This window comes from Aliirhizobium wenxiniae (genome assembly GCF_019511445.1).
Taxonomy (GTDB): Bacteria; Pseudomonadota; Alphaproteobacteria; order Rhizobiales; family Rhizobiaceae; genus Neorhizobium; species Neorhizobium wenxiniae_A.
Genome location: NZ_JAEUAN010000009.1, coordinates 39,285 through 65,241, shown reverse-complemented (window position 1 = coordinate 65,241; position 25,957 = coordinate 39,285). Strand labels below are relative to the sequence as shown.

Annotated in this window: 22 protein-coding genes; 13 read left to right on the top strand and 9 right to left on the bottom strand. The window is 60.5% G+C overall.

The window, feature by feature from the left end; translation table 11 throughout:
• Positions 1 to 37: 37 nt before the first annotated feature.
• On the bottom strand, positions 38 to 1,270 hold the full coding sequence (proV, locus tag JNB91_RS12815) for a glycine betaine/L-proline ABC transporter ATP-binding protein ProV (RefSeq protein WP_220325904.1): 1,233 nt from the start codon (positions 1,268 to 1,270) through the stop codon (positions 38 to 40).
• A 576-nt stretch (positions 1,271 to 1,846) separates the two neighbouring features.
• On the opposite strand from proV, the gene JNB91_RS12810 reads away from it, so the two are divergent.
• The 6 genes from JNB91_RS12810 to JNB91_RS12785 are packed head-to-tail and all read left to right on the top strand — an operon-like array spanning position 1,847 to position 9,055.
• Positions 1,847 to 2,833, top strand: a complete 987-nt coding sequence (locus JNB91_RS12810; RefSeq protein WP_220325903.1) for a BMP family protein — start codon at positions 1,847 to 1,849, stop codon at positions 2,831 to 2,833.
• 9 nt (positions 2,834 to 2,842) lie between these two features.
• Entirely contained in the window at positions 2,843 to 4,246 is a 1,404-nt protein-coding gene (locus JNB91_RS12805) for an amidase (protein WP_220325902.1), read from the top strand.
• Complete coding sequence (locus tag JNB91_RS12800) at positions 4,243 to 5,760, top strand: ABC transporter ATP-binding protein (RefSeq protein WP_220325901.1); 1,518 nt, start codon at positions 4,243 to 4,245, stop codon at positions 5,758 to 5,760. Before JNB91_RS12805 ends, JNB91_RS12800 begins: the two co-directional genes overlap by 4 nt.
• Positions 5,750 to 6,799: an ABC transporter permease gene (locus JNB91_RS12795; protein WP_220325900.1), complete on the top strand. Its 1,050-nt coding sequence runs from the start codon at positions 5,750 to 5,752 to the stop codon at positions 6,797 to 6,799. The genes JNB91_RS12800 and JNB91_RS12795 overlap by 11 nt, the downstream gene beginning before the upstream one ends.
• Positions 6,796 to 7,740, top strand: coding sequence for an ABC transporter permease (locus tag JNB91_RS12790; protein ID WP_220325899.1), 945 nt, complete (start codon positions 6,796 to 6,798; stop codon positions 7,738 to 7,740). The genes JNB91_RS12795 and JNB91_RS12790 overlap by 4 nt, the downstream gene beginning before the upstream one ends.
• A 25-nt stretch (positions 7,741 to 7,765) precedes the next feature.
• Positions 7,766 to 9,055 carry an amidohydrolase family protein gene (locus tag JNB91_RS12785; RefSeq protein ID WP_220325898.1) on the top strand — a complete coding sequence of 430 codons (1,290 nt, stop codon included), beginning with the start codon at positions 7,766 to 7,768 and terminating at the stop codon, positions 9,053 to 9,055.
• Here the strand turns inward: JNB91_RS12785 and JNB91_RS12780 are convergent.
• A complete protein-coding gene (locus tag JNB91_RS12780; protein ID WP_220325897.1) occupies positions 9,052 to 10,131 on the bottom strand; it encodes an ornithine cyclodeaminase in 1,080 nt (359 codons plus the stop codon). The genes JNB91_RS12785 and JNB91_RS12780 overlap by 4 nt on opposite strands.
• Entirely contained in the window at positions 10,131 to 11,051 is a 921-nt protein-coding gene (gene rocF, locus JNB91_RS12775; protein WP_220325896.1) for an arginase, read from the bottom strand. The genes JNB91_RS12780 and rocF overlap by 1 nt, the downstream gene beginning before the upstream one ends.
• A 116-nt stretch (positions 11,052 to 11,167) precedes the next feature.
• Between rocF and JNB91_RS12770 the strand changes: the two genes are divergently transcribed.
• Both JNB91_RS12770 and JNB91_RS12765 read left to right on the top strand, forming a co-directional pair.
• Positions 11,168 to 11,605, top strand: coding sequence for an Lrp/AsnC family transcriptional regulator (locus JNB91_RS12770; RefSeq protein WP_112458223.1), 438 nt, complete (start codon positions 11,168 to 11,170; stop codon positions 11,603 to 11,605).
• A 104-nt stretch (positions 11,606 to 11,709) separates the two neighbouring features.
• Positions 11,710 to 12,879: a pyridoxal phosphate-dependent aminotransferase gene (locus JNB91_RS12765; protein WP_220325895.1), complete on the top strand. Its 1,170-nt coding sequence runs from the start codon at positions 11,710 to 11,712 to the stop codon at positions 12,877 to 12,879.
• Positions 12,880 to 12,889: 10 nt separating this feature from the next.
• Here the strand turns inward: JNB91_RS12765 and JNB91_RS12760 are convergent, their stop codons facing one another.
• Genes JNB91_RS12760 through JNB91_RS12750 form a run of 3 tightly spaced genes read right to left on the bottom strand, consistent with a single transcriptional unit; the run spans position 12,890 to position 14,649 of the window.
• Positions 12,890 to 13,723 (bottom strand): FTR1 family iron permease, encoded by an 834-nt coding sequence (locus JNB91_RS12760; protein ID WP_220325894.1) that lies wholly within the window; start codon positions 13,721 to 13,723, stop codon positions 12,890 to 12,892.
• Position 13,724: 1 nt separating this feature from the next.
• Complete coding sequence (locus tag JNB91_RS12755) at positions 13,725 to 14,108, bottom strand: cupredoxin domain-containing protein (RefSeq protein ID WP_346269319.1); 384 nt, start codon at positions 14,106 to 14,108, stop codon at positions 13,725 to 13,727.
• Positions 14,098 to 14,649 (bottom strand): iron transporter, encoded by a 552-nt coding sequence (locus JNB91_RS12750; protein ID WP_220325893.1) that lies wholly within the window; start codon positions 14,647 to 14,649, stop codon positions 14,098 to 14,100. Before JNB91_RS12750 ends, JNB91_RS12755 begins: the two co-directional genes overlap by 11 nt.
• Before the next feature lie 232 nt (positions 14,650 to 14,881).
• Here JNB91_RS12750 and JNB91_RS12745 point away from each other — a divergent pair, with 232 nt between their 5' ends.
• From JNB91_RS12745 to JNB91_RS12735, 3 genes are all read left to right on the top strand, one after another.
• Complete coding sequence (locus JNB91_RS12745; protein ID WP_220325892.1) at positions 14,882 to 16,342, top strand: 4Fe-4S binding protein; 1,461 nt, start codon at positions 14,882 to 14,884, stop codon at positions 16,340 to 16,342.
• Between the two features lie 130 nt (positions 16,343 to 16,472).
• The gene (locus JNB91_RS12740; RefSeq protein ID WP_222857522.1) at positions 16,473 to 17,702 is read left to right on the top strand and encodes an efflux RND transporter periplasmic adaptor subunit; all 1,230 of its coding nucleotides are present in this window, start codon (positions 16,473 to 16,475) and stop codon (positions 17,700 to 17,702) included.
• Positions 17,699 to 20,779 (top strand): efflux RND transporter permease subunit, encoded by a 3,081-nt coding sequence (locus JNB91_RS12735; protein WP_220325891.1) that lies wholly within the window; start codon positions 17,699 to 17,701, stop codon positions 20,777 to 20,779. Before JNB91_RS12740 ends, JNB91_RS12735 begins: the two co-directional genes overlap by 4 nt.
• A 421-nt stretch (positions 20,780 to 21,200) precedes the next feature.
• Here the strand turns inward: JNB91_RS12735 and JNB91_RS12730 are convergent, their stop codons facing one another.
• Both JNB91_RS12730 and JNB91_RS12725 read right to left on the bottom strand, forming a co-directional pair.
• On the bottom strand, positions 21,201 to 21,479 hold the full coding sequence (locus JNB91_RS12730) for an acyl carrier protein (protein ID WP_220325890.1): 279 nt from the start codon (positions 21,477 to 21,479) through the stop codon (positions 21,201 to 21,203).
• 180 nt (positions 21,480 to 21,659) lie between these two features.
• Positions 21,660 to 22,427, bottom strand: a complete 768-nt coding sequence (locus tag JNB91_RS12725; RefSeq protein WP_220325889.1) for a phosphatase PAP2 family protein — start codon at positions 22,425 to 22,427, stop codon at positions 21,660 to 21,662.
• Between the two features lie 251 nt (positions 22,428 to 22,678).
• Between JNB91_RS12725 and JNB91_RS12720 the strand changes: the two genes are divergently transcribed.
• Entirely contained in the window at positions 22,679 to 23,401 is a 723-nt protein-coding gene (locus JNB91_RS12720; RefSeq protein WP_220325888.1) for a response regulator transcription factor, read from the top strand.
• Between the two features lie 91 nt (positions 23,402 to 23,492).
• Here JNB91_RS12720 and JNB91_RS12715 read toward each other — a convergent pair whose 3' ends face one another.
• Positions 23,493 to 24,341: a MipA/OmpV family protein gene (locus JNB91_RS12715; RefSeq protein ID WP_220325887.1), complete on the bottom strand. Its 849-nt coding sequence runs from the start codon at positions 24,339 to 24,341 to the stop codon at positions 23,493 to 23,495.
• Positions 24,342 to 24,592: 251 nt separating this feature from the next.
• Here JNB91_RS12715 and JNB91_RS12710 point away from each other — a divergent pair, with 251 nt between their 5' ends.
• A complete protein-coding gene (locus JNB91_RS12710) occupies positions 24,593 to 25,918 on the top strand; it encodes an ATP-binding protein (RefSeq protein WP_220325886.1) in 1,326 nt (441 codons plus the stop codon).
• Positions 25,919 to 25,957: the final 39 nt, after the last annotated feature.

Sequence of the window (25,957 nt, the reverse complement as noted above, 5' to 3'; positions counted from 1 at the left end):
TCTCCGGTGGTTGGCCGGTTATGGGAAGGGCTTCAGATCAGCTGGCGCGGTCGAGTGTTTCGAGCAGCATCGACTTGCTGATGGAGCCGAGATAACGTTTGCTGTCGTCGACTACGGGAACGGGCCAGGGGCTTGCAGCGACCTTGCCCAGCACGTTCGATAGCGGCTCATCCGCCGGGATCGGCTCGATCTCGGAGAGAAAGGCGCCGCGATAGGGATCGGCAGCCTTGGCGCGCATCTTTTCGATCAGCGAGGTCTGGCTGACCACGCCGTGGTAGGTCTTGTCGCGACCGAGAATGATGGCGTATTCGCGGTCGAAATTCTTCATCCGCTCCAATGCAGCCGCCGCCGTGGTGCCCTGACGCTCGATGATGGTGATCTGCGTCTTGCGCGCCACGTCACCGGCCTTGAAGACCTGCGAGACGTCGACATTGCGGAAGAAGGAGCGGACATAATCATTGGCCGGGCTCATGACGATCTCGTCCGGCGTGCCGACCTGGATGACATTGCCGTTCTGCATGATGCAGATACGATCGCCGATGCGCATCGCTTCATCGAGGTCGTGGCTGACGAAGACGATGGTGCGGCTGTGCTCTGCTTGCAGGCGGACGAGTTCGTCCTGCATTTCCGTACGGATCAGCGGGTCGAGTGCGGAAAAAGCTTCGTCCATGAGGAGGATGGTCGGCTCGCTGGCGAGCGCGCGGGCAAGGCCGACGCGCTGCTTCATGCCGCCGGAAAGCTGGTCGGGCATGCTGTCTGCGTAACCATCGAGGCCGACGGCCTTCAAAGCAGCAAGCGCCTTTTCCTTGCGTTCGGCCTCGCCGACGCCTGCGACTTCGAGACCGAAGGCGGCGTTGTTCAGCACCGTACGATTGGGCAGCAGCGCGAAAGACTGGAAGACCATGCTGATATCGCGGCGGCGGACATCGATAAGCTCGCGGCGGGACATTTTCGTGATGTCCTTGCCATCGATCTCGATGGAGCCGGCGGTCGGCTCGATCAGTCGGTTGAGCAGGCGCAGCAGGGTGGATTTGCCGGAACCCGACAGGCCCATGATGACGAAGATTTCGCCGGCCTTGATGTCGAAGCTCGCATTGTTGACGCCCACCGAACAACCGGTCTGGGCGTGGATTTCCGATTTTGTCTTGCCGGCGCGGACCATTTCCAGAGCCTTGTCAGGCCGCTCGCCGAAAACCTTGTAGACATTGTTGAGACTGATCTTGGTCGAAGTCGGCTCAGCCGACGCGTCATTTTCAGTTGCAAAAGCCATTCAATCTTGGGCCCGGGCTCGATAGCGCGGGCGTTCTCCTTTTGTGATTTCCCTAAATGCAGCGCCCGCTGGTCGGCGCTAAGGATATCAAGACAACAAAAAGCGGCGAAACAATATCGCCGCCGTGGATATGGGCCGCGGCCGATGCGGAAAACGCATCAGGAAGGCCGCGAGAAACATGTTGGCCGGATCGTTCGAAATCTACTCTCGGTAATACGTCCGATCGCCCGGTTACGCTTGGGAAGGTAGGGAGGAGGGGTGTGGATGTCCATAAAAAAACACAATTCTATTATGACGCGGCCTTCGCATTGCTCTTCTTTCCTGTTGCGATCCCCTTGGCTGACAGGGGCTTGCGGCGACGGGCGGAACTGCGGAAATTGCCAATCACGAAGCCGTGATCCGGTCTTCCAGCCTCCCTTGGTCGCATGGCAATCGGGGGCTTCCCGGACTAAGCGTCCCTGCGGCGCGATAACGAATAAAGTCAGGGATGCCCATTTGATGGGCAGTCAGTTTGCTTGACACTGTTTTGTGCGCTGCCTACAGAATTGACCATACGAAAAGAGGGGATTTTCATCCATGACACATGAATTCAAGCTGTCCCGCCGCACGCTGATCGCATCGGCTGCAGCCGTTGGCGCAAGCGCGTTTCTTCCGTCAATCGCGCGCGCTGCGCCGCTGAAGGTTGCCGGTATTCACGGCTCGCCGGTCGAGAACGCATGGAACTCGGTTCTTCATGCCGCCTTGCAGGAAGCCGCCAAGGAAGGCGTGATCGAATATGTCTTCTCGGAAGGCGTTTCGGGCACCGATTACGGCCGTGCGATGCGCGAATATGCTGAGCAGGGCAACAAGCTTATCATCGGCGAAGCCTATGCGGTGGAAAGCGAAGCCCGTGAAGTGGCTGGCGAATATCCGGAAACCGCCTTCGTTCTCGGCTCCAGCGGCAAGGAAGCCGGCGACAACTTTGGTGTCTTCGGCACCTGGAACCACGACGGCGCCTATCTGGCCGGCATGCTGGCCGGCAAAATGACCAAGAGCAATACGGTCGGTGCCGTCGGCGCCATGCCGATCCCGGAAGTCAACATGCTGATCAACGCCTTCGGCGAAGGCGTGAAGGCCGTTAACCCGAACGCGAAAGTTCTCGTCTCCTTCATCGGCACCTTCTTCGATCCGCCGAAGGCACGCGAGGCAGGTCTTGCCCAGATCGATGCCGGCGCGGACATCCTGTTCGGCGAGCGTATCGGCACGGCGGACGCTGCCAAGGAACGCGGCATCAAGGCCGTCGGCTCGCTGATCGACTACACGCCGCGTTATCCGGAAACCGTATTCGCTAACGCACTCTGGGGCTTCCGCCCGATCCTCAATGCGGCGATTGCCGATGTTGCGGCCGGCAAGCCGGTCGGCAAGGATTATACGGCCTTCGGTCTACTGAAAGAAGGCGGCAGCGATATCGCCTTCGTCAAGGGCGTAGCGCCTGCGGAAGCCGAAGCTGCAATGGAAGCCAAGCGCGCCGAGATCAAGGCCGGCACGTTCGAAGTGCCGCGCAACATGAACGAGCCGAAGTAAGCCGAAACGATGCATGCCGACGCGACAGCACTTGCCGAAGCGATCGGCTGCGGAGAAATGACGGCGCGGCAGGCGATGGAAAGATCGCTTGCCGCAGCCGAAACACACGAGGCGCTAGGCGCCATATGTTATCTGGATGCGCAACAGGGGCTGGTCTCGGCCGATGCGTTTGACGCATTGCCTGAAGCCCAGCGCAAATCCATGCCGTTCGGCGGCGTGCCGACGCTTGCCAAGGATCTTGGCGGGCCGTTCAAGGGATTTCCGGTCAGCGCCGGATCGAAGTCCCTGCCGAGGCAGCGCGGCGAGGCGGATTCCGATCTGGCAGTCCGTTATCGCGATGCCGGTTTCTGTCTTTTCGGGATTACAACGACACCGGAATTCGGCCTGTCGTTGGCAAGCGAGCCGCTGATCGGCCCGATATCGAAAAATCCGCTCGATCCATCGCTGACATCCGGCGGGTCTTCCGGTGGGGCAGCGGCAGCTGTTGCGGCCGGCATCGTTTCGATCGCGCACGCGACCGATGCCGGTGGGTCGATCCGTGTTCCGGCCGCCTGCTGCGGTCTGGTGGGGCTGAAACCCGGACGCGGGGCGATGGCGGCGGGGCCGCTGTTTACCAACCATCTCGGCGGGATTGCCAGCGAACTTGCCGTCTGCCGCTCGGTGCGCGATGCGGAGCGGGTGTTTTCGGTGCTCTCCGGCTCGGCGCGCGGGCCTTATCCGCCGGTCGAGCAGGCCGCAGTCAAGGCCGGTAGGCTTAAGATAGGGCTGCTGACGCATCTTGGATCGGATTATGCGATCGATCCGGTTCGTGCCGAGGCCGTTGCGGATGCTGCCCGTACCTTGGATGCGGAGGGACATGAGATCGTTTCGCTTGGCTGGAGCGATATCCGCGCGATCATCGAAGCTTCGGGCAAGGCGTTTCGCGATGTGATTGCCATCAATCTTGCAAGGCTGGCGAATTTGCCAGGTATCGATGCGTCTCGTTGGGAGCCGATGACGCAGGCGGTTGCGGATGAAGGCGGGCTGATGAGCGGCGTTGCGGTCTGGGACCTCGTGCAGGCGATGGTTTATGTCAGCCGCGATCTGCATGCGCTGTTCGACCGTTTTGACGTGCTGCTGACGCCGATGCTCACTTCAGCGCCAAGGCCGATCGGATCTTTCCCGAGCGATCGCCGCGATACCGACCTGCATTTTGCCCGCATGGGCTCTTTCGCCCCGCTTGCGGCGATCGCCAATATTTCCGGCTTTCCGGCGATTACCTTGCCTTTCGGGGTGGATAAGGCCGGTCTGCCCTTGCCGGTGCAGATGATAGCTCCTATGGGGCATGAGGCGCTGCTTCTGGCCCTTGCCGCAAGGCTTGAGGGTGAAGAGCGCTGGTCGCACCCTTTCCCAATCACAGGCCTCGACCGATGACGGATACCGTTCTCGACATCAGAAATGTCAGCAAGCGCTTTGGCGATAACCTCGCGAATGACGATATTTCACTGTCGCTCGCAAAAGGCGAGATCGTCGCGCTGCTCGGTGAAAACGGCGCCGGCAAGACGACCCTGATGAGCATTCTCTTCGGCCATTATGTGCCGGATACGGGGTCGGTTTCGGTGATGAGGCAGATGCTGCCGCCGGGCAAACCGCGTGCCGCGATCCGCGCCGGTGTCGGCATGGTGCACCAGCATTTTTCGCTGGCGCCGAACCTGACTGTGCTCGAAAACGTCATGACCGGGACGGAAAGCCTCTGGTCTCTCGGTTCGAATGTCTCTGCCGGGCGGAAAAAGCTGATCGAGATTTCGCAGCGTTTCGGGCTGAAGGTCGATCCGGATGCGCGGCTCGGCGATCTTTCGGTCGGAGAGCAGCAACGGGTGGAAATCCTCAAGGCGCTTTATAACGATGCGCGCATTCTGGTGCTCGACGAGCCGACGGCTGTTCTGACCAAGCTGGAAGCCGAGACGCTGTTTTCGACCTTGAAGGATATGGCGCGGCAGGGGCTGTCGCTGATCTTCATTTCCCACAAGCTGGACGAGGTGATGGCGACGGCCGACCGCATCGTCGTGCTGCGCGGCGGCAAGCTGGTGGCCGAGCGTAACGTCGGCGAGACCAGCAAGGCCGAACTTGCCGAGCTGATGGTGGGCCGCAAGGTGACGCGGCCGGTGCGGGAGGCTTCGACGCCGGGTGAAATCGTCCTGGAGGCGGCGGGCATCACCGTGCGCTCGGGTGGCGTGGACCGGTTGAAATCCGTCGATTTTCGGCTGAGGGCCGGTGAAGTGCTCGGCATTATCGGCGTTTCCGGCAACGGGCAGGCGGTGCTGGCGCAGCTTTTGAGCGGTACGATCGGCCGCAGCGCCGGCGATCTGGTGCTGTTCGGCAAGGGTGCCGGCGACCTGACGGTGGCGGATGCCGTGTCTTCCGGTATCGGGCGCATTCCCGAGGATCGTAACCGCGACGGCGCGATCGGCGAGATGGCGATCTGGGAAAATGCGGTGCTGGAACGGCTGCCGGAATTTTCCAAGGCCGGGCTGGTCGATCGCAAGGCGGGGATCGCCTTTGCGACGAAGATCATTTCAGCGTTTGACGTGCGCGGTGGTTCGCCGACCAGCCGTATCCGGCTCTTATCCGGCGGCAACATGCAGAAGCTGATCCTTGGCCGCAACCTGATCGAACACCCAAGAATCCTGCTTGCGGCGCAGCCGGCGCGCGGATTGGACGAAGGGGCTGTGGCGGCCGTGCATGAACGTATTCTCGAGGCGCGCAAGGCGGGCACTGCCGTGCTGCTGATTTCCGAGGATCTCGATGAGGTGATGGCGCTGGCCGACCGTATCCAGGCGATTGTCGGTGGACGGCTGTCTCCTTCCGTCAATGCCGAGGATGTCGATGCACGAAGGCTCGGGCTGATGATGGCCGGGGAATGGGGAGGCTCAGCCGATGCGGTTTGAGAGGCGCGAACATCGCTCGACATTGCTGGTCATCGCAACGCCGATCCTCGCCGTGATTGCGGCGCTTGCCATTGCAGGCCTGCTGATCGCCGCTGCCGGTGCGCCGGTTTTCGAGGCTTATTGGAAGATTTTGACCAGCGCCTTCGGCTCGCGGCTTTCCGCCACCGAGACTTTGACACGCGCTTCGCCGCTGATCCTGACCGGACTTGCCGCCGCCGTCGCCTTCCGTGCGCGGCTCTGGAATATCGGCGGGGAGGGGCAGTTCTATCTCGGTGCGATTGCGGCCGCGGCGGCCAGCGCGCATCTGTTCGCCGGCCTGCCGTCGCTCTTGCAGATTCCGCTGCTTTTCATCGTCGGCGCGTTTGCCGGCATGGTTCTGCTGCTTGTGCCGCTTTGGCTGCGCCTGCGCTTTTCCGTCGATGAAGTGGTGACGACGCTGCTTTTGAATTTCGTCGCACTTCTGTTCGTCTCGATGCTGATCGACGGCGTGCTGAAAGACCCGGCGGCATTCGGCTGGCCGCAGTCGGAAGCGGTGGATGCCGCCGCCCGCCTGCCGAAGCTGCTCGCCCGCTCGCGGTTGCATATTGGCCTCGGCATTGCGGTGGTGATCGCCTTCCTGATCTATTTCGTCCAGACGCGCACGGTGTTCGGCGTGCAGTCGCGCGCCGCGGGCCTCAATCCGTCCGGTGCCGTGTTCGCCGGTGTGCCACTGGGGCGGACGCTGGTGATCGTTGCGATGATTTCCGGTGGTCTGGCAGGTCTCGCCGGCACGATCGAGGTTCTGGGCGTCAAGGGTTATGTGACGACCGATCTGTCGCCCGGTTACGGCTATTCCGGCATCGTGGTTGCGATGCTCGCAAACCTCAATCCGCTCGGGGTGGTGCTGGCGGCGCTGTTTACCGCCACGATGTTTGTCGGTGCGGACGGGATGAGCCGCAGCATGGGCATTCCGACCTATATTGCCGACGTGACGGTGGCGTTGTCGCTGCTGTCCATGCTGGTGGCGGTGTTCTTCACCCAATACAGGATACGCCGATGAGCGCGCTTTTCGACATCCTTGCCTCTGCCGGTCTCTGGGCCGCCGTGCTGCGCATTGCCACGCCGCTGATCCTTGCGACACTCGGCGCGCTGATTTCCGAACGCGCGGGCGTGCTCAACCTCGGCATCGAGGGGATCATGACGTTTGGCGCGATGGTCGGCTGGCTGGCGGTCTATAACGGCGCGGACCTGTGGGTTGGACTGCTGGTCGCGGCTCTCGGTGGGGCGATGTTCGGGCTGTTGCATTCGGTGCTGACGGTGACGCTTGGCCTGTCGCAACATGTCTCGGGTCTCGGCGTGACGCTGTTTGCCTCGAGCTTCGCCTATTACGTTTTCCGGCTGATGGTGCCGGTGGCGGGCACGCCGCCGACGATTGTGCCATTCCAGCCGCTCGATATTCCGGGTCTTTCCGATCTGCCTTTCTTCGGCCCGGCATTCTTTACCCAGACGGCGCCGACCTATCTGGCGATCGGGCTGGCGATTGCACTTGCCTATCTGATCGCCCGCACGCCTGTCGGGCTGGCGATCCGCATGACGGGTGAAAATCCGCATGCGGCAGAAGCGCAGGGGCTGAACCCGATGGCGATCCGTTATGGCGCCGTAATTTTCGGCAGCGCGTTGATGGGCGTCGGTGGTGCCTTCCTGACGCTTTCCGCCTTCAACAGCTTCTTCCCGACCATGGTGCAGGGACGCGGCTGGATCTGCATCGCGCTCGTGGTCTTCGCCTCCTGGAAGCCGGAGCGGGCGCTGCTCGGCGCGATCCTGTTTGCGCTGTTCGATGCTTTCCAGCTTCGGCTGCAGACGGTGTTGAGCGGCGTCGTGCCCTACCAGATTTTCCTGATGATCCCCTATTTGCTGTCGATTGCAGCGCTTGCCGTGATGGCGCGGCGTGCCCGTGTGCCGCAGGCGCTGATGCAGCCGTACCGGCGCGGCGAGCGCTGACGATCTAATTCCGAGGAGTTTTAAAATGTTCGATCTCATCATCAAAAACGCCAACCTGCCGGATGGCCGCAAGGGCGTCGATATCGCCGTGACCGGTGGCAAGATCGCCGCGATCGAGGCGAATATCGCAGGTGAAGCGCGTGAAACGATCGATGCGACGAACCGGCTGGTCAGCACATCCTTCGTCGATCCGCATTTTCATATGGATGCCACCCTGTCGCTCGGCCTGCCGCGGATGAACACGTCCGGCACACTGTTGGAAGGAATCGCGCTCTGGGGCGAGCTTCGGCCGATGCTGACGAAGGAAGCGCTGGTCGAGCGGGCGCTCGCCTATTGCGATCTCGCCGTCTCTCAGGGGCTTTTGCATATCCGCACCCATGTCGACACGTCCGATCCGCGACTGGTCACGGCAGAAGCCATGCTGGAAGTGAAGGAGCGCGTTGCGCCCTATATCGACCTGCAGCTCGTGGCCTTCCCGCAGGATGGTTACTATCGTGCTGCCGATGGCGTGAAATCGCTGGAACGGGCGCTCGACATGGGCGTCGATATCGTCGGCGGCATTCCGCATTTCGAGCGCACCATGCAGGATGGGGCCGCTTCGGTTGAAGCGCTTTGCCGCATTGCCGCCGATCGCGGCCTGCCGGTCGACATGCACTGCGACGAGACGGATGATCCGATGTCTCGTCATATCGAGACGCTCTCTGCCCAGACCGTGCGTTTCGGCCTGCAGGGACGGGTTGCCGGTTCGCACCTGACCTCGATGCACTCGATGGACAATTATTACGTCTCGAAGCTGATCCCGCTGATGGCGGAAGCTCAGATCAACGTCATCCCCAATCCGCTGATCAACATCATGCTGCAGGGGCGCCACGACACCTATCCGAAGCGCCGCGGCATGACGCGGGTGCGCGAGTTGATGGCGGCGGGCCTCAACGTCTCCTTCGGCCATGACTGCGTGATGGACCCCTGGTACTCGATGGGTTCCGGCGACATGCTGGAAGTCGGCCATATGGCGATCCATGTGGCGCAGATGTCCGGCGTCGAGGACAAGCGGAAGATCTTCGATGCGCTGACCGTCAATTCGGCAAAGACGATGGGTCTTGAAAACTACGGCCTGTCTGTCGGCTGCAATGCCGATCTCGTCATGCTGCAGGCGGAGGACGTGCTCGAAGCGCTGCGGCTGAAGCCGACACGGCTTGCGGTGATCCGTCGTGGCAAGGTGATCGCCCGCACCGAGCCGAAGATTTCGCGTCTTCAGCTCGACGGCCGGCCGGAAAAGATCGATATGGGCCGCAACCCGACCAATCGGGGTTAAGCGGTAACCGCTTCCGGTGAATTCTGCGCTGCCGCCTGGCGGCGCAGGAGCATGCCGAACAGGTCGCGCGGCTCGTCGGGGTCGGCGAGCAGATCGAGCTTTTCGAAACGGGTGCTGCCCTTCAGCTTGTCATAGACATAACGCAGCGCGGAAAAGTCTTCCGTGGCAAAGCCGACGCTGTCGAACAGGGTGATCTGTGTGTCACTCTCGCGGCCGGTCGTCTGGCCGGTGATGACCTTCCAGAGTTCGGTGACCGGATGATCGGGGGCGAGCTGCTGGATCTCGCCTTCGATGCGGGTCTGCGGCGGGTATTCGACGAAGATCGATGAGCGGGTGAGGATGTCCCGGTGCAGTTCCGTCTTGCCGGGGCAATCGCCGCCGACGGCGTTGATATGCACGCCGGGGCCGATCATGTTGTGGCTGAGAATGGTGGCGTTCTGCTTGTCGGCGGTGGCGGTGGTGATGATCTGCGCACCCTCGACCGCTTCTTCCGCCGAGCGGCAGGCGGTGATGTTCAGCCCGAGATGCGAGAGGTTGCGGCGGCAGCGCTCGGTGGCGGCCGGGTCGATATCGTAGAGGCGCAGGCTTTCGATGCCGAGAAGCGAGCGGAAGGCGAGCGCCTGGAATTCGCTCTGGGCGCCGTTGCCGATCAGCGCCATGGTCTTTGCGCCCTTCGGCGCGAGGTGCTTTGCGGCGACCGCCGAGGTGGCGGCGGTGCGCAGAGCGGTGAGGATGGTCATTTCCGACAGGAGCAGCGGATAGCCGCTATCGACATCCGACAGCACGCCGAAGGCTGTCACTGTCTGGCGGCCGCTCCTGGTGTTCTTCGGGTGGCCGTTGACATATTTGAACGCGTAGAGCGCGCCGTCGCTGGCCGGCATCAGTTCGATCACGCCGTCGCGGGAATGCGAGGCGATGCGGGCGACCTTGTCGAACAGCTCCCAACGGCAAAAATCCTCTTCCACATAGGCGGCGAGTTCCTTGAGGAATGTTTCTGTGCCGGTGGACAGCACGAGATCCATCATGTTCTCGACGCTGATGAAGGGGACGATGTTGAGGTTCTGTTCGGCCGGCATCAGTAGCTCCTTGTCGGTCGGTCGAGGACGGTGCGTCCCATCAGGCTGGCGGTGAGATCGACGAGAAGCGTGGCGGTGCGGCCGCGCTCGTCGAGGAAGGGGTTGAGCTCGACCAGATCGAGGCTGGTGACGAGGCCGCTGTCATGCAGCATTTCCATGACGAGATGCGCCTCGCGGAAAGTGGCACCGCCCGGAACCGTGGTGCCGACGGCGGGCGCAATCGACGGGTCGAGAAAATCGACGTCGAGGCTGACATGCAGCATGCCGTTGGCGGCTGTGACCTCATCGATGAAACGACGGATAAGCACGCCGACACCATGTTCGTCGATGCTGCGCATGTCGTGTACGGTGACGGCATTGCGCTTCAGTGCCTCACGCTCCGCCGGATCGACGCTGCGGATGCCGATCATGCAGAGATTGGCCGGGTCGACGGCGTGGGAGAGCGGCGGCAGGTAGCCTTCGAAACCGGGCTGGCCGGTGTAATAGGCGGCGGGAAGGCCATGCAGGTTGCCGCTCGTGGTCGATTCCAGCGTGTGGAAATCCGTGTGCGCATCGAGCCAGAGGACGAAGAGCGGACGGCCCACATCGGCCGCGTGGCGGGCGACACCGGCGACGGTACCGGCGGAAAGCGCATGATCACCGCCCATGAAGATCGGCATGCCTTTGCCTGCCTCGCGATAGGCGACCTCGGTCAAAAGCTTTGTCCAGGCAGCGATCTGCGGCAGGTTGCGCACGGCCGGATTGGGGTGGCGGATATCGGGAAGCGCATCGATGACGACATTGCCGATATCGGTGACCTCATGGCCGAGACCTTCAAGAGCGCCCGCCAGATCGGCGACGCGCAGCGCGCTCGGGCCCATTTCACAGCCAAGCCGGGAAGCGCCGTCCTGAAGAGGAATACCGATCAGTCTGCAATGCATGTCATCACTCCGTTTATCTGAAAATGATCATGAGTTCGTGGCGGATTGAATAGATCGATTTGCCAAAATTGATAAAATGGCTTTTCATTTCGGCAGCATGATCTATCAATTTGTCCATGGATGAATTCGACCACAAGCTGGTGACGCTTTTGCGTCACGATGCCCGCCGCAGCATTTCGGATCTAGCGGCTGATCTCGGCACGTCGAGAGCGACTGTGCGGGCGCGCATGGAAAAGCTGGAGCGCAACCGCGACATTTTAGGCTACACGGTGATCCTGAGAGCGGATGCGGTGGAACTGCCGGTGCGTGGCATCATGATGGTGGAGATCGAGGGGCGGGTGGCCGACCGGGTGATCCAGACGCTTGGCGGGTTTCCCGAGGTCTCCGAGATCCACACGACCAACGGCAGGTGGGACCTGATCGTCGAACTGGGGACGGCGACGCTTGCCGATTTCGACAATGTGCTGCGCCGCATAAGGCTGGTTCAGGGCATCACCGCCAGCGAGACGAACCTGCTTCTGGCGACGCCGCGCAGCACAAGGGCGCGGCTCTGAGATTTTTCGGCTGCCGCTCCGGTTCTGCCCGTTGACGACCACAATCGACGCGCTTAGTCCTTTCGCCCTGCAATTTGATTTTCTTCAAGTCGAGACACCCTTTCATGAATTTTATCAGACCGGATATCAGCGCCCGCGCCGCGGCAGCACCGCGCAGCGGCATTGGCGAAATCGTCACCTATGCCAGGGGGCGCGAGAACCTGATGCCGCTCTGGATCGGCGAGGGTGATTTGCCGACGCCGGATTTCATCACGAAGACGGCGGCAGATGCACTGCTGGCGGGTGAGACCTTCTATACCTGGACACAAGGCATCCCCGAGCTTCGCCAGGCGATCGTCCGGTACTACCAGCGCCATTACGCGACCGATCTTTTGGTCGAGAATATCTATGTGACCGGGTCGGGCATGCAGTCGATCGTGCTGGCGATCCAGGCGACGGTCTCGGCCGGTGACGAGATCATCTATTTTTCGCCGTCATGGCCGAATGCGATGCATGCCGCGCTGGTGGCCGAGGTGAAGCCGAAAGCGGTGGCGCTGGATTTCGTCGACGGGCAATGGAAGATCGATATCGACCGCCTTGCTTCCACGATCACGCCGAATACCAAGGCGCTGTTCATCAACTCGCCGTCCAACCCGACCGGTTGGACCGCGACGAAGGAAGATCTGGCTGCCGTGCTCGATCTCGCCCGCAAGCATGGTCTCTGGATTATCGCCGACGAGATCTATGGTCTTTATTATTTCGATGGCGCCCGCGCGCCGTCCTTCATGGATGTGATGGACAAGGACGATCGGATCATCTTTGCCCAGTCCTTCTCTAAGAACTGGTGCATGACCGGCTGGCGTGTCGGCTGGATGGTGGCGCCGGCAGAAATCGGCCAGACGCTGACCAACCTCATCCAGTATTCCACCTCCGGCGTGGCGCAGTTCATGCAGAAGGGGGCGATTGCAGCGCTCGATCAGGGGGACGATTTCGTCCGCACCAATATTGAGCGGGCGCGGACCTCGCGCGACATTCTCTGCGATGCGCTGGTGGCGACGAACCGGGTCGAGACCCGCCGCCCGCCGGGCGCGCTCTACGCGTTTCTCAAGATCGACGGCGTGACGGATGCGCGTGCGGAAGCCTTCAAGATCGTCGATGCGACCGGTGTCGGCCTGGCACCGGGGACCGCGTTTGGCGTGGGTGGGGAGACCTTCATGCGGGCCTGTTATCTGCGCGATCCCAAGCAGATCGAGGACGCGGCCGAGCGGTTGAGCGGCTATATCCGCGCATTGTAGCGCGGATAGTTCATGCAGCGGACAATTTGCCTTTGCGTGGCCGGTAGATGACGGCCAGCACCGTGAGCCAGTAGCCGCCGAAGGCGATGAGCTGCATCAGGTTGGGGCGGGCGCGATAACCAGTCATCGACGCGAAGAAGCCACCGGCGGTGGTGCCGTCGGAGAGCAGGAAGTTGCTGTTCCACAGCGCGCGTGACAGGCGGGGCAGGATATCGAGATTGATCAGCCCGTCGATGCCGGTCATCAGCAGGCCGCAGGCGAGGAAGAGAAGCACGATTTCCGAAACGCGGAAGAAAAGCCGCCAGGAGATGACGCGGCTGCCTGTCATCAACAGGGCATAGGTGATTGCGGCTGCCACAAACCCGGTCAATCCGGCAAGGATACCGGAAAACAGCGAGCCCATGACGCCTGCGGACAGAATGCCGTAGACGAAGACGACGGTCTCGCTGCCTTCGCGGGCAACGGCGATCAGCGCCAGGGCGAAAACACCCCACCAACTGCCGGCGGTCACTGCCGTGCTCAGGGATGCTTCGAGTTCGCTGCGCATCGAACGGCCGTGGCTGCGCATCCAGAATACCATCTGAAGGATGAGAGCTGCCGCAAGCAGCGCTATCACCGTCTGGTAGGTCGTCTGGGTGTCATCGGAGACAGCTTCACCAAGCCAGAGCAGGATGATTGCCAGTACACCGGCAACAGCCAGGCCCGCGGCGGCACCGCCCCAGAGAAAGCCGCGGGCGCGGCGGGTCTCGATGTTCCGGCTGACCAGCCAGGCATCGAGAATGCCGATCACCAGCAGGGCTTCGACGCTCTCGCGCCAGACGACAAAGGCAATGGACGCAAACATGTCAGTCCTCTGAAGGAACCGCGACAAGAACCGCAGGCGAGGCGTCCGGGTGAAAATCGTCGAAGAACGAATACTCGCCCGGATCGAGATATTTGATGACGATGAAGGTCGAGACACCCGGCCCGATCACCTTTTCCTTGCTCAGAGGAATGCTTTCGAATTCCGCTGGCGTCTGGCCTTTGTTGATCAGCCGGATCTCGAAGCGGGTTTCTGCCGGCACTTCGAGACGCGATGGCGAGACCTCGCCATCGTTGAAAGTTATGGTGAAGCTCGGATCGTCTTCGGCAATCGCTTGCCCCGGCGGGACAAGCGAAAAGGCCAGGAACAGCGCCATGGTGAGGCCAAGGCACTGTTCCTTGCGGGGGGAAGAGTGATCAGTAGCCACCCTTTTTGCCCACGCCTGTGAAGGTGAAGTCATAGCTGGTCTCGAACGGCTCGAACCACTTGGCAACGCCGGTCTCGTCATCGACATGGCGGCCGAACATCATGCCGTCGGGTGCTGCGATCTTGAATACGAGGTGGTATTCGCCGGGGCCATCGAGCTTGACGTTGTCGCCGTAATGCGGCCCGTCGGAGGCAACCATGGGCATCAGCGGGCCTTCCGAGACTTTTGCGCCGCCCTTGGTCAGCACATAGCTGATCGTCAGGTTCGGCACCCAGTCGCCATTGGCAAACCCGTTCTTGTTGTCCCGCGTGGCGTGGATATCGGCTTCCAGATGCACGTCGGAGTCGGCGGCTGCACGCATCATATGGGCAGGTTCCATCAGGATCGGCTGCAGATAGACGGCTGCGACTTCCATGCCGCCGCCTTCCTGCGGTTCACCGATCGGGTATTCCAGGGCTGCCGCCGACCCGGCGGAAAAGATTGACGCAGCAGCGAAGGCAGCCGGCAAAAGGGCCGTCTTGAAGATGTTTTTTTCGCGCATAACAGGTCCTTTTTCGGAAGAATATGGCGTCAACATCTGCTTGGATTAATGTGGAGTCAATGGCGCAACTTTTGTTGTAAGATGATGAAATAAAATGACAAAACTCAAATACTGCAGTCGATCTCCATGTTAAATATGAGAGTGACTATCCTGATTTATAGACTATCTCGTTCCGTCACGGATGTGCGACATATTTACGCGCATAGGTTGCTTAAATGCCGAAAGAGATGAAATGACAGAGATTTACCGTCATCGTGATTTCGCTTCCTCGGCATCGTTCCAGCCATCGCCGCAGCCGGCTTCTGACGAATTGCCCGAACGTTCGGCCTGGCTGGTGGGGCTGGAAGCGTTCTTCGTGCGGACGCGCCCGTATTTCTGGGGCATCCAGGGCGTGATGTTTGTCCTGTTTTTAGCTGTGCTTGGCCTGCCGCTTCTGTTGCCCGATCCGCCAGCCGAGACGGGCCCGCTGTCGAATGGAACGCTGGCGCTGCAATACCTGCTCTGGGGGATCTGGTTTCCGCTGGTGTTTCTTTCCGTCATCGTTTTCGGGCGGATTTGGTGTGGCCTTTTATGTCCCATGGGCGCGGCGTCAGAGCTTGCCAATCGGTATGGCCTGCAGCGCCGGATCCCGGCCTGGATACGTTGGGAAGGAACGCCCGCGCTGAGCTTCATCGTCATGACGCTTTACGGCCAGACGATCGGTGTGCGCGATCATCCCGAAGCTGCCGCAGGGCTTTTCGGCGGCACGATGCTGCTGGCGATTGCGATCGGCGGTCTTTATGGCCGCAAGAAACGGGTCTGGTGCCGGCATCTCTGCCCGATCGGCCGGGTGCTCGGGCTTTATTCGCGGCTTGGGGCCGTGCAGTTCACGCCGAAAATCCGGTTGCCCGGCGGTGACGCCTATAGCCAGAAGGGTGCCTGTCCGACGATGATCGATCTGCCGCGCAAGAGCGAAAGTCGGCACTGCATCGAATGCTTCCGCTGTGTACATCCCCAGGCGGCGGGCAGTATCCGGCTGGATCTCCGCCGGCCGGGCCGTGAGATCGAGGAGATCCGCGATCACCGCGCCAACAAGGCGGAAGCGTGGTTCCTGTTTCTCGATACCGGCGTAGCGCTTGGTGGCTTTCTCTGGCTGGTCCTGCCGCAATACCAGCAATGGCGACAGGCATTCGGCGTGTTTGCAATCGAACATCACTGGAACTGGGTGACCGCCATCGGCCCGTCATGGCTGATGAGTGTTCATCCGGCGCGCGCGGAAGTGTTCCGCTGGCTTGATTTCGTCATGATCGTCCTCTTCATGCTGGTGGTCATGGCAGCGTTGACGGCTGTTCTTGCGCTGTTGACGGCGGCGAGCGCATTTTTGGCGAAGCGTGCAGGAGCGGATGGCGGTTTCGGCCAGCTGTTTACCGAACTCGGTTATCAATATGCGCCGATCGCGCTTATCAGCCTGATTATTGGGCTCGGCGCGGAATTGCTTGAGCCGCTGTGCTATACGGCTTTCGGGGAAAGTGGTGCAGGCGCTATCCGCGGCGGTTTGTTCCTGACGGGACTTTTATGGAGTGTCTGGCTCGGCATAAAGATCCTCGAACGGCAGCAGGTTGCTCCGCATCGACGTTTTCTGCCGCTGCTTCCCGGTATTGCCGGCAGTCTCTTCGTTGGCCTTGGCTGGTGGCCGGCGATCATCGGGCTTTAGCCGCCGATTATCAATCATCCTGCCGGGCGTAACCTTTCTTAACGTGACGACACACTGACGCGGCGGCTGATCGCTACCCTTCCTTCTAAATCATCCGCAGAGAGCTGCGGATCAACCGGAAGGATGCTTCATGTGCGGGATATCCCGATCAGTGCTGCCGCAACTACGTCTCGTCGTTTCGGCGCTGTTGCTTTGGCTTGCTTTTTACTCGGCGTCACAGGCTGAAGGCCAGGTGCCGGTCACGGTCGTCGTTGCCCGGCAGGCCGAGGTGGTGGAAAAGATTCCCGTCGTCGGCTCGCTTGTTGCCAGAGAAGAGGTGGAGGTTCATCCCTTCATCGAGGGCAGGGTGATCGCACATATCCTCATCGAAGTCGGGCAACGGGTCGAGAAGGGGCAGCCGCTTGCCCTGCTCGACATGACAGAAGCGCGAATGCTGCTCGACAAGAATTCGGTGAGCATGTTGCGGGCAAGAGCCGCAGCCGAAGTCGAGGGCAGCAGGCTGGAGATTGCGGCGGTGAGCGAGGCCGAAGCCCGCAAGGTGCTGGAGCGCAGCCGTGCGCTTCAGCCCAAGGGGGCTGTGTCCCAGCAGGTTCTGGACGAGCACGAAAATGCCCATGCCCGCGCAGTTGCCGAGTTGAGGCTCGCGCGGCAGTCGCTTGCTCTCTCGGAAGCAGATGCCGAACTGATTGCCCGCGAGCGAAAGGACATCGAGCTGACGATCGAGCGTAGCACTGTCCGCGCGCCGGATGCCGGGCTGGTGCTCAAGCGAACGGCCCGGATTGGCGCCATGACCTCGGCGGCCGCGAGCCCGCTCTTCGTTATCGCGAAGGACGCCACTATCGAATTTGCCACGCAGGTGACGGAGACGAGCTTTCTGCGGCTCGATGAGGGCATGCGCGCGCAGATAAGCTTGCCAGGATATGAAGGCCAGCTCGGCGGTAGAGTGCGGCTGAACGCGGCGCAGGTCGATCCGCTCACACGCAGCGGCGAAGTGCGCATCGAACTCGATGAAACTAATGGACTGAAACCCGGTGTCTTCGCCCGCGGCAGCATCAGCGCATCGGCAAGGCGCAACATTCTTCTGCCCGGCAGCGCGGTCAATACCGCAAGCGGCGCAAGCAATGTTTTCGTCGTCAAGGATGGCGTCGTGGACCGTCGCGATGTGACTGTCGGTATCCGGCAGGATGGTTTCGTTGAAATCCTAAATGGCGTCCGCGATGGCGAGATGGTCGTGCTGAAATCCGGCGGGTTTCTGAAATCCCAAGAAAAGGTTCGAGCCGTTGTCGCCCTGGCAGATCGGCCGGCAGCGGCTGACATCGCCTCGGCGCTTACTGTGGAAAGCATGGAGATGGCGCGATGAACGGCAATATCTCGGCCTGGGCGATCCGCAATCCGCTTCCATCCATCCTGCTGTTCGTCATCCTGACGGTTGTCGGCCTCTACAGTTTCTCACGGTTGCCGGTTACCTATTTCCCGACAATCATCACGCCTGCGGTGAAAATAACCGTCGAGCAATCGGGCGCCACGCCGGTTGAACTGGAAACCGAAGTCACGCGGCTTGTCGAAAATGCAATCGCGGCGCTTCCGGCCATCAAGGAACTGTCCTCCACGATCGGCGAGGGGCGCTCCGTCACAACTGTCGAATTCGAACTCGGTCTTGTGACGCCCGATCGGGCGATGAATGATGTGCGCGATGTCGTCGCAAGGATCAGGGGCGATCTGCCGGGAACGATCGATGAGCCGATCATCGAGCGGATCGAGGAAGAGGCGCAGTCCATCGTGACCTATGCCGTCTCCAGCCGGGAGATGACAGTGACCGAACTCTCCTGGTTCATCGACGACACGGTGAAGCGTGATCTCCAGGGACTTTCCGGCGTCGGACGCATCGAGCGTATCGGTGGCGCCGACCGGGAAATCCACGTCGAACTCGACGCCGACCGGCTGCAGGCGCTTTCTCTCTCGGTAAATACGGTGAACGAGACGATCATGGAGAGCCAGCTCGATCGATCGGGCGGGCGCAGCGACATGGAAGGCCGCGAACAGGTGCTGACCACTGTCGCCGCCGCCGGTACCGTCGCGGGGCTTGCGGAAACGCGGCTTTCGCTGAAAGGCGAAAACTCGGTGCGGCTGGCGGATGTGGCGACTGTGAGCGATACGTTTGCCGAGCCCCGCGCCTTTGCCACATTGAATGGTACGGATGTTGTCGGTTTCTCCGTCTATCGCTCGCAAGGGGCAAGCGACGTCACTGTTGCAAAGGAGGTGGCAGGCGCAGTCAAGAAACTGGGTCTCGGGCATCCCGGCCTTCGTTTCGAAATCGTCGATGACACTGTTTCCTATACGCAGGGAAATTATCGATCGGCGATGCACACCCTGCTTGAGGGCGCGGCACTCTCGATCATCGTCGTGTTTCTGTTCCTGCGCGACTGGCGGGCAACGCTGGTTGCGGCGGTCGCTCTGCCCCTGTCGATCATCCCGACATTCTTTGCGATCGATCTGCTTGGGTTCTCGCTCAACATTCTCAGTCTTTTGGCGATTACGCTGGTGACGGGGATATTGGTCGATGACGCGATCGTCGAGATCGAGAATGTCGTCCGGCATCGCAATATGGGCAAATCCGCCTATCGCGCGGCGCTTGATGCGTCGGACGAAATCGGCCTGGCGGTGATTGCGATATCGGCAACGATCATCGCCGTCTTTGCGCCTGTCGGGCTGATGAGCGGTGTGGTCGGGCTTTATTTCCGGGAATTTGGACTGACCGTGGCCATCGCCGTGTTCTTTTCCCTTCTCGTTGCGCGGTTGATTACGCCGGTCATGGCGGCCTATATCATGACCACGGCTCCGCCGGTCGAGCCCCGGAAAGGGGCGTTGTCGCTCGTCTATGAACGACTTTTGCAACAGACCCTGCGCTGGAAATGGGTGACGGTGACATCCGCCTTTGGTCTGTTCGCCTTGGCGATGATCTCGCTGATGTCGGTGCCGACCACGTTTCTGCCGGAAGAAGATACGGGGCGTTTGACGCTGACCGTAGAACTGCCGCCCGGTACCAGCCTTGACGAGACCCGTGAGGTCACCGACGCGATAGCGGCGAAAATCGGTATGGCCGATGAGGTTGAGGGTGTGCTGGTCCGGGCCGGATCGAGCATGAGCGGTCAGCAGGATGTGCGATACGCCGTCGTTTCGGTTGACCTCAAGCACAAGGCCGAGCGGAACCGGTCATCCTTTGCGATCGAAGCCGAACTCGAAAAGGCGTTGATCGACATTCCCGATATTCGGCTGCGCTTCCTCAATGATCGCGGCGGTCGCGACATATCCTTCTCCGTGCTGGGCAGTGACGGCGATGCCGTTCAGGATGCGACGGACCGGATCCTGCGAGAGATGGCCGCGGATAGGAATTTCGTCGGACCGTCGAGCGAAAACATGGCGATGCGGCCGGAGCTTCGCATGACGGTCGATACCGAAAAGGCAGCAACGCTCGGTCTATCGACTGCAGCCATTGCCAGCACGATGCGGATTTCGACGATTGGCGATGTGGATTCGCGTCTGGCGAATTTCGTCGAAGGATCGCGCCAGATTCCGATCCGCGTCTTTCTTGATCGCGCTGCGCGTGGTAGGTTGCCGGTGTTCGAAACGCTGAGCGTGCCTGCGGCGAATGGTGGGCAATTGCCATTGTCCGCAGTTGCCTCGATCAGCTTTGACGAAACTGTCGCGGCGATCGATCGCTTCGACCGGCAGCGCCGTATCGAGATCGGCGTGGATATGGCAAACGGCTTGACGTCAGGCCAGGGGCTGGAGCGCCTGATGCAGCTTGAGAGCGTCAAGAGCCTGCCCGATGGCGTGCGTGTCCAGGCGACCGGCGATTCAGATACCGAAGGCGAGATATTCGAAAGCTTTGCAGTCGCGATGGGTGGCGGCATCATGCTGGTGCTGATCGTTCTGATCCTGCTTTTCAGAAGCGTCTTGTCGCCATGGACTATCCTGGCATCCCTGCCGCTCTCCATTGGCGGGGTCGTCGCAGCGCTGCTTGTCAGCGGATACCCGATATCCCTTCCGGTGGTGATCGGCATCCTGATGCTGATGGGCATCGTCACCAAGAATGCGATCATGCTGGTCGATTTCGCCATCGAGCGGGAAGCACAGGGGCTTTCCCGCGGCGAAGCGATCGTCGAGGCCTGCCGAGAACGGGCGCGCCCGATCATCATGACGACGCTTGCCATGGTGGGCGGCATGCTGCCTTCGGCTTTCGGGATCGGAGAGGGGGGAGAGTTTCGGGCGCCGATGGCAATCGCGGTGATCGGTGGACTGCTGGTTTCCACCTTCCTTTCGCTGATCGTGATCCCGTCTTTGCACCTGATCATCTCGGAAGCCGGCGATCGTGCCGGCCACATCTTCCGGCCTTTCCTCCAGTCGGCCGAAGCGGACATGAAAGAGGTCCGGTAAACAGGTGCGCCACAATCCACGGCCCCAATTTCCCCCTAGGGCCGATCCCCGGCGCGCCTGGACGGGGCCAGCTTCCGCAGGCTGGCCTCGTCATCTTTTCTGGCTGCGTTGGAACGCTGATGTTCAGGGCGAAAGAGGCCGTGGCAACACCGGAAAGCCGCCTCGTCTAGTAACTGCGCTCAACCAAAATCATCAGAATAACGGGGCCGCCCAGAAGGGCACCGGCTAACGCGACCGATATCAGTAGCTGGAATATGAAACGGGGAAATGTTCTGCGGGCCATTCGGCGCAACCTCTATCGGATGGAGATCGGGGTCCTGCGCAGATGCCGATTGCGGAGGTTCGACAGCGGATTGATCCGGGCTCGCATGAGAGCCCGCCGCCGTCCGGCCAAGCGGGTTTCAGGGGAGCGGATCAGTTCTTAAGCGCTCGCATGAAGCTGCAGGTGCCTGATGATGTCGCCGACAGTCAGGAAGCGATCGGCGGCGTAGTCGTCGATCTTGAAACCGAACTCTTCCTCGAAGACCATCACCATCTCGGTGATCTCCAGTGAGTCCGCGCCCAGATCATGCGATAGGTTCGCCTCGTCAATGACGAGTTCGCGCGGGAGATCTAGATAGGTCGCGATGACGTTCCTGACCCTGTCGGGCAGGTTCTGGCTGATGGGCTGATGAGAACCGGCGTGAAGTGGAGTTTGCATAGTCGTCAGCTCTTTCGATGTTGTGGGTTGGCGATGTTGTGGGTTGGGAAGCGTTTTCGCTCGAAAGCTCGAGTTTCAGGCCGAAAGGCGCCGGGACGCCAATACGTCTCCTGCGCCAAGTCGTCGGGCATGGACCGGGAGGCGGCTGGCACATTGCTGATGGGCCAGCTCCGGTCTCTTTCATCGGGCGCGTGTAAAGGCGATGCCGGTGGCGTTTGTACGTCGCGCAAATCGTGCGCGGCCTCTTTTGAGGAAAAGCCTTTCCCATTGGATCTGACGAACCAGCAATTCGGCCGTCATCATCACAACCGTGACGATGAGCATGGAAAGTACGACGTCGGAGAGATAATGACCGCCAAACAGGATGCGGTTGAAGGACAATGCGACCGCGAGCAGCCCAAGCAAAAGCTGCGCAATCCTGCGCGTTGTCCTTTGCCCGGCCGGAATGAGATAGACCATAGACATCATCGCCATCGCGCCTGCCGCCTCTCCGGACGTGAAGGAGCAATTCGACGCGCAGGCTTCTGACAGTTCCCAGGCCGCGGACAAGGGGTGATCGCCACCCAGGCCCAATGTGTCGCGCGGCCTTGCCCGTCCAAACGTGTCTTTCAGGAACATGTTGACGATGAGGCCGACACCCACGCCATAGGTGATCAGCGGAACAAGAGCGCGGCCCAGATTGACACCGAGCGCCTTCCGCAATCGGCGCGATATCACCAGAGCGACCGAGGCGCCGATAACGAGAGTGCCTGCCCAGAAATTCGCCTGCCGCAGCGCCTGCAGCGATCCGTTATGCCTCAAGGGAAACTGCTCGCCATCGAAGAAATACTGGGAGACGGCCATGTCGATCGAGGGGTTGAGATAAAATGCCACGCTCGTGACCAGCGTCGTCATGAGGACGAGGAAAAGGTGGAAGCCCGTCTGCTTGCTGCGTGGGTATGATGACATGATAGGTCTGCTCCGAATGTTCGGGGCAAGCCTAGTGCGGGCCACAGGGCCGGTTCATTTCGTCTTGTTTCTTATTGTTGCACACCCTTTGACCAAGCCTTGAGGGCAGGTTTTCGGGCAAGCCGTGATCCGGTAGAAGCTTGCCTTGCCGGCCGCTTTCCATGCTTTGCAACAAAACTTAATAAAGCGAAACATATGCTGTCCGGCGGGCATGCGAAACGCGTGCAGTCAGGCGATCAAGGACAGAAGCCGTGCAAGTAAATTCAGCCAATGCGAAGATCCTGATTGTCGAGGACGATCCCGAAATCGGCAAGCTGCTGGCGCTGGCCATTCAGGAAAACGGCATGGTGGCGACGGTTGCCGAAGACGGGCATGTGATGAATGCCCTGTTGCGGAGCAACGAATTCGATCTCATCATCCTGGATGTCATGTTGCCCGGCGAGGATGGCCTGAGCATCTGCCGGCGTATCCGCTCGGAAAAGACGACGCCGATCATCCTTCTGACCGCACTTGGTGAAGAGGTTGACCGTATCGTTGGGCTTGAGGTCGGCGCGGACGATTATATCACCAAGCCGTTTAGCCCGCGCGAGGTCGTTGCCCGTATCCGCAGCCTGCTTCGGCGTGCATCCTATGGTCTGGTGAATACGCCGGTTCAGCGGAAACTGCGCTTTGAAGGTTGGCAGATCGATCCGCTGCGTCGCCAGTTGCACGATCCGAGCAACGCAAGAGTTGCGGTGACGACGACGGAATTCGATCTGCTTCTGGCCTTCTGCCGTAATCCCGGCCGCGTCATTACCCGCGAAGAACTTCTTTCGCTCACCCATACCGGTCTCGCGGGCCCGATCGAACGCAGCGTCGATGTTCATATCAGCCGTCTGAGACAGAAGATCGAGGCTGATCCGAAAACCCCCGTCCTTCTACAGACGGTGCGGCTTGGTGGTTATATGTTTACCGCGAATGTCGAGCAGGCCTGAAGACTTAAGGCCTCTCAATATCGAGGCGCGTTGTATCTAATGAAAAAGCCGGGCATCACCCGGCTTTCAACATGAATGGCGCCTGCTTGCCTTAGAACTTGTAGCCGACGAACAGAGAGGCGGAAGGCTGGGTTTTTTCTTCCACGATCGGGCTGTCCGCGGCATCGCCGGTCAGGAAGCCGACGCCTGCTTCGCCGCGCACCAGCCAGTTTTCGCTCAGCATATAGATGGCTGATGCCGAAACGTTGACACGTTTCAGGCCGGCTTCCGCCTTGTATTCGGAAAGACCGGATCTTGCAGCCTGGGCGGCGGTCACGCCGAAATAGGATTGCATATGCTTGTCGTTGGCGACCACCGCCTCGACGCCTGCGCCGAGGATCAGCCGTTCCGTAACCGGTGCCTGGTATTCGGCCCCGAATGTGCCGATCAGGCTCTCGCTGCCGCTGATCGTCTGGTCGACGCTGGCATAGATCTCGAAGCCGTTCCAATTGTAGGAGGCCTTGGCGCCAATCGTAGCTGCGAAGTCGATATCGCCGAGGCCTCTAAGGCGATCCGCGTCGTCTTCGTCACGACCGCCTTCATAACCGACCTTGCCCGCAAGAGAGAAGCCGTTGTGCTCAAGTGCCGTGACCGTTACGCCTGTCGGATCGATCTCCAGCCATTCGCCATAGGTGAAGACCACGAATGGGACGGGTTGTATTTTAAAATCCTTGCCCCCTTCATATTCCGGTTCGTAGATCCCGCCGGCACCAACGATGAGGCTCCAGCTGCGGTCCGGTTTTTCGTTGTTGAACCGTTCCTGATCGAATGCGGGTTCAGGTGGCTGTGCCGACTGGCTCGCATCTGCAGCAAGCGAGGTCGAAGCGGTGCCGGCGATCGCGAGCGTAACGTATAGGGCGCTTGCGAGAAGTCGCCGATCGGTCCGTTGGATAAAAGACATGGGTGCTCCAGTGATTTGACACGGGCAGGCCCCCGAAAGGCGAGCCGTGTGTGCAACACATTTGTCCTGTCATGGATGGCGTTGGCGCAGCATGTCTTTGTGTTACGGTTTGTTGCGGACAAGGGGTGCAAGGGGTTCGACACAAAACTTAATGTCGTTTTTGGATCTCAGGCACTATCCTGACTGGAGACGGACTTGCGACAGAGGCCGTATCACGGTTTTCATCGGGCATAACTGCCCAGGGGGGCGCTTTGGGATTTCGGATTTCCCAGCTGTTTTCAACCATTCACGGCCAGATCACCGCAGTCATTTTCGCCTGCCTTGTCATCGCTTTCATCATCGGTTCGACACTGGAAAGCTGGGTCAGGGAACAATACGGCGCGCCTGACATGGAAAGCTTGTCGGCAGAGGTGTCGGCAATCGCCTCGGTGCTCAGATCGGCTTCTGATGCCGAAAGAGAGGTGATCCTTGCCGCTGCCAATCGCGAAGGCTTGCGTTTGGTGCTGCAGCCGCTCTCGTATTCGGAGCGCTTCACCACATACTCCCCCGACGAGCCGTTTCTCCAGATTGCAATCGACCGGCTGATTCCGCCGGAGAATTATCCTGTCCCATTCGGAGGCTGGAGAACGTTCGTCGACGGTAAACGCATCCTGGCAGCCAAGATCGATGACGAGAGAATTCTCGTCATGGAACTGCCGGAAAGCTTTCTTCGTAACGATGCACTGATATTCGGCTCGAATTATCTGGTGGCGACGGTCACGCTTATCATCCTGTTTTCCATCTTCGCGGTCAGGGCGCTCACCAGTCCGCTGCGACGTATCGCTTCGGCTGCAATGAAGGCGGATATTTCATTCGGTCCGGCAATTTTCGAAGAACAAGGGACAGTCGAGATCGTGACACTCGCGCGCGCGCTGAACGGCATGCAGCGGCGGATATCGACTATGGTGGAATCCCGGACGCGGATGCTGCGCGGAATCAGCCACGACCTGAGGACGCCGCTGACGCGCCTGCGGCTGCGGGCCGAACGGGTGAAGGAGGATGAGGTCAGGGAGGCGTTGCTGGGAGATATCGAGCGTATCGACAGGCTGCTGAAGGAGAGCCTCGGTTACCTCCGCGACAATTACCAGCGGGAAGTCTCGCAACGCGCGGATCTTGCCTCCGTACTGCAGACGACGTGTGACGAATTCGCAGACATGGGGCATGACATGCAGTATGATGGCCCGGCGCGGATGGTCACCAACTTCAAGCCTCTGGCGCTGACGCGTGCGATCACTAATCTCTGCGAAAACGCGACAAAGTTCGGCACGCATGTGAATGTCGAGCTTCGTGTCATCGATGGTCAGGCGATCATCGACATCAGTGATGACGGGCCGGGTATTCCCGAGCAATATCGCACGCGTGTACTCGAACCCTTCTTCAAGGTGGATACGGCGCGCCAGGACACCGAAACCGGGTTTGGCCTCGGCCTTTCGATCGTTGCCGAGATTGTCCAGGCGCATCATGGAAAACTTGCTCTGCTGGATCGAAAACCCAATGGGCTTGTGGCGCGGATCATCCTGCCTTTGGAGCACAAATAAAAACGGCGAGTCGGTGAGGCTCGCCGTAACTTTGTCGAA

Coding starts and splice junctions, on each gene's coding strand:
- proV (WP_220325904.1), bottom strand. CDS start 1,270: ATGGCTTTTGCAACTGAAAATGACGCGTCGGCTGAGCCGACTTCGACC.
- JNB91_RS12810 (WP_220325903.1), top strand. CDS start 1,847: ATGACACATGAATTCAAGCTGTCCCGCCGCACGCTGATCGCATCGGCT.
- JNB91_RS12805 (WP_220325902.1), top strand. CDS start 2,843: ATGCATGCCGACGCGACAGCACTTGCCGAAGCGATCGGCTGCGGAGAA.
- JNB91_RS12800 (WP_220325901.1), top strand. CDS start 4,243: ATGACGGATACCGTTCTCGACATCAGAAATGTCAGCAAGCGCTTTGGC.
- JNB91_RS12795 (WP_220325900.1), top strand. CDS start 5,750: ATGCGGTTTGAGAGGCGCGAACATCGCTCGACATTGCTGGTCATCGCA.
- JNB91_RS12790 (WP_220325899.1), top strand. CDS start 6,796: ATGAGCGCGCTTTTCGACATCCTTGCCTCTGCCGGTCTCTGGGCCGCC.
- JNB91_RS12785 (WP_220325898.1), top strand. CDS start 7,766: ATGTTCGATCTCATCATCAAAAACGCCAACCTGCCGGATGGCCGCAAG.
- JNB91_RS12780 (WP_220325897.1), bottom strand. CDS start 10,131: ATGCCGGCCGAACAGAACCTCAACATCGTCCCCTTCATCAGCGTCGAG.
- rocF (WP_220325896.1), bottom strand. CDS start 11,051: ATGCATTGCAGACTGATCGGTATTCCTCTTCAGGACGGCGCTTCCCGG.
- JNB91_RS12770 (WP_112458223.1), top strand. CDS start 11,168: ATGGATGAATTCGACCACAAGCTGGTGACGCTTTTGCGTCACGATGCC.
- JNB91_RS12765 (WP_220325895.1), top strand. CDS start 11,710: ATGAATTTTATCAGACCGGATATCAGCGCCCGCGCCGCGGCAGCACCG.
- JNB91_RS12760 (WP_220325894.1), bottom strand. CDS start 13,723: ATGTTTGCGTCCATTGCCTTTGTCGTCTGGCGCGAGAGCGTCGAAGCC.
- JNB91_RS12750 (WP_220325893.1), bottom strand. CDS start 14,649: ATGCGCGAAAAAAACATCTTCAAGACGGCCCTTTTGCCGGCTGCCTTC.
- JNB91_RS12745 (WP_220325892.1), top strand. CDS start 14,882: ATGACAGAGATTTACCGTCATCGTGATTTCGCTTCCTCGGCATCGTTC.
- JNB91_RS12740 (WP_222857522.1), top strand. CDS start 16,473: ATGTGCGGGATATCCCGATCAGTGCTGCCGCAACTACGTCTCGTCGTT.
- JNB91_RS12735 (WP_220325891.1), top strand. CDS start 17,699: ATGAACGGCAATATCTCGGCCTGGGCGATCCGCAATCCGCTTCCATCC.
- JNB91_RS12730 (WP_220325890.1), bottom strand. CDS start 21,479: ATGCAAACTCCACTTCACGCCGGTTCTCATCAGCCCATCAGCCAGAAC.
- JNB91_RS12725 (WP_220325889.1), bottom strand. CDS start 22,427: ATGTCATCATACCCACGCAGCAAGCAGACGGGCTTCCACCTTTTCCTC.
- JNB91_RS12715 (WP_220325887.1), bottom strand. CDS start 24,341: ATGTCTTTTATCCAACGGACCGATCGGCGACTTCTCGCAAGCGCCCTA.